Origin of the sequence: Tannerella forsythia (genome assembly GCF_003860135.1) — a bacterium.
Lineage (GTDB): Bacteria > Bacteroidota > Bacteroidia > Bacteroidales > Tannerellaceae > Tannerella > Tannerella forsythia_A.
On the sequence record NZ_RQYN01000201.1, the window covers coordinates 1 to 247 of the forward strand.

1 pseudogene is annotated in these 247 nt (G+C 40.9%); it reads left to right on the top strand.

Annotated features, from left to right (window positions below):
• A pseudogene (locus EII41_RS13945) lies at positions 1-247 on the top strand (IS1380 family transposase); the annotation flags it as partial.

The window sequence follows — 247 nt, forward strand, 5'->3', positions numbered from 1 at the left end:
TTTACACACCCCATTCAACACCTGATAGACAAACAGGATTTTTGGGTAAAAGTAGATGACGGTATAGAGATTTGCAACAAAACCTATCAGGCACAATCTTTTCAAAAACCAAGAAGAATCGTTATTGTAAGGCAAAAAATAGAGAAAAGACCCCAAGCGGGCGGAAAACAGCTGAGCCTTTTCCCCGAAGATGAAATCCATCGTAACTACCGCTACTCTGCCTATTTTACCAATCAAGCCTGCTCAA